This is a genomic window from Tenacibaculum sp. L6, from assembly GCF_028823685.1.
Classification (GTDB): Bacteria; Bacteroidota; Bacteroidia; order Flavobacteriales; family Flavobacteriaceae; genus Polaribacter.
The window spans coordinates 1-1,723 of the sequence record NZ_JAPEHZ010000128.1; the positions used below are offsets into that span (position 1 = coordinate 1).

At 30.6% G+C, this 1,723-nt stretch carries 2 protein-coding genes; both read left to right on the forward strand.

The window, feature by feature from the left end; translation table 11 throughout:
• On the forward strand, positions 1–1,232 hold a 1,232-nt coding region (locus OU788_RS12220; RefSeq protein WP_274635422.1), incomplete at its 5' end, for a hypothetical protein.
• Positions 1,233–1,246: 14 nt separating this feature from the next.
• Positions 1,247–1,672, forward strand: coding sequence for a hypothetical protein (locus tag OU788_RS12225; RefSeq protein WP_274635423.1), 426 nt, complete (start codon positions 1,247–1,249; stop codon positions 1,670–1,672).
• Positions 1,673–1,723 lie beyond the last annotated feature (51 nt).

A 1,723-nucleotide genomic window follows, 5' to 3' on the forward strand; every position in this document is an offset into this window, starting at 1 on the left:
CATGTTATGAAGCTAATGATGGTAGACTTTATAGAAAGTATGTAGAGAATACTAATTGTTTTGAAAGTGGCGATATTAGTTATGGTGGCGGAGGAGGAAGCTCAACAACGAATGAACCTGACTCAGGAGATGTTATAGTTACGTCACCTAAAACATGGGATGGAACACCGACAACTATAAATGAAGGAGAGTTATTAGCATCTAGAATTAATAGCATATTAGATTTTAGTTTAAGTCCATCAGAATTAAATTGGTTAGAAGTAAAGTTAATAGAGGCTAATGAAATTAAAAACTTTTTAGAAAACAACAAAAATCTAGATAACACTTACCTAGAAGAAGCCATAACCTTTGTTAAACAAGCTATTGAGGTGTTGATGAATGAGGGTGAAGTGGATTTTAAACAATACGACATAACGCAATTTATAAACAATATACAAAACCCTATAACAGGTAACCCAGTAGAATTGTATTTAATAGCAAAATACAAGAGTAATGTTTTATTAGATTTTTCATCTTATAGTACATCTAACGAAATACAAATAGGAGATTATCACCTTAAACCACATTATGATATTGGCAACAACCTTGTATTTTATACTGCTTATAGAGTTAATAGTTCTGGCTTACCTTTATATGGTATAGAAATGTTAATTAAAGCCGATGGATTAGATAACTTTCAAAATAATATAAGCTTATATACTTCAGCAGCTAATTTGTTTTATCTGCAAGGAATTCCTTCAGAGGCTCAAATAGAAATGGCAGCAGGCGATTATTGGATAGGCTTAAAAAACATGTGGAGTGATGCTGTTCATTCACCAGAATGGTGGGCATATGTAATTACAAGTTTTGGACATGCGATTACTAACTTACCTGTTAATTCAACAGTTAATTCAACGAGAACAGTTAGTAAATGGAGGGTTCCGTTAAGTGAAATGACAGCAAAATCTTTTCAAGGGAAAGTAGTTGTTAATCCTCAAGGTGTGAGAGTAACTATTAATATTCCCGATAATTATGTTCCAAGAATTGTTAATAACGGTCAAGGTGTTAAATTTGTACCTCAAGGAACACCTTTAAATTCTGACGCAAATGCCATAAGAATAATGAAGCCTACAACTACAGGAACATATCCTAAGCCAAGAGGGTATGTGGTATTTCATAATAATAATGGTCAGCCAATAAACCCTTTAAATGGACAAACGCTAGGGAGAGATAATTGGCATTTTGAATTTTAATAATCTTGTTTAACATGAATACAATTAATAGTATAAAAAATAAATTATCCAAGTATTATATTTTTGATGGTGCTTTTGCATCATTTTGCCAAAAAAATACGCACAGAGACTTTGAAGTTTTTATTTACTCTGATTTTGGAAAAAATAAACTGAAAATTACACTTATAGGTGTCATTACTGTAAATTATTTATCTAAGGTAAAACAAGATAGTTTTATTATGGATGATGAGTATATAAATAGTACTCAACCCAACCCTTTGAATGCGTTTTATTGGGGTATAAAAAGCTTTATAATAGATAATTGGGAAATAAAGGATGATTGTCCTGATATTATAGAATTACAAAAAGACTACAAACTCAAACTATACAAATTGATTTTTAGTGTAAATAGTTGCAATGTAAGTTTTATTTTTCACGATTTAGAAATTGAGAAGATCTAGAAAAAATGAAAGGAGTAATAAAAATAGCACAAAGAACAGGTTTAATTATGC